This window comes from Mesorhizobium sp. M4B.F.Ca.ET.214.01.1.1, assembly GCF_004791545.1.
Classification (GTDB): Bacteria; Pseudomonadota; Alphaproteobacteria; order Rhizobiales; family Rhizobiaceae; genus Mesorhizobium; species Mesorhizobium abyssinicae.
On record NZ_SRUX01000111.1, the window covers coordinates 1 to 375 of the forward strand.

Genomic DNA, 375 nt, shown 5'->3' on the forward strand with positions numbered 1-375 from the left:
CTGGCGACCCGCTTCGGGCGCTGTCGGCTGGCTGGTTGACGACGCCGGTGCCTGGCTTTCCGCAGGCGGGGCGACCTTCGGTCTGGGGAGCTTGGACAAAGCCTCGACGAGGTCCGATGCGCTGGGCTTGGTAGCCGACGGTGTTGCTTCCGGCGACGGGGAGTTTTCCGCTTTCGTCTGGCTCGATCCCGACGCCTTGGCCGCCGGCGGTTCGCCGGCCGGTTGCGCCGGCTTCTGGCTTTCCGCAGCCTTTGGAGCGGGCGTCGGTGTCTCGGTCGACGGTTTCGCAGGCCCGGTCTCAGTCGGCTGCGGGGTCTCCGCCCGATTGTTGGCGTCGACTTCCGGCTGCGCTGCAGTCGTTTTCTGGATCTCCGC

1 protein-coding gene is annotated in these 375 nt (G+C 68.8%); it reads left to right on the forward strand.

Features of this window, described 5'->3' with window-relative positions; genetic code table 11:
* Window positions 1-91: 91 nt before the first annotated feature.
* On the forward strand, window positions 92-375 hold a 284-nt coding region (locus EN857_RS35305), incomplete at its 3' end, for a hypothetical protein (protein WP_210235161.1).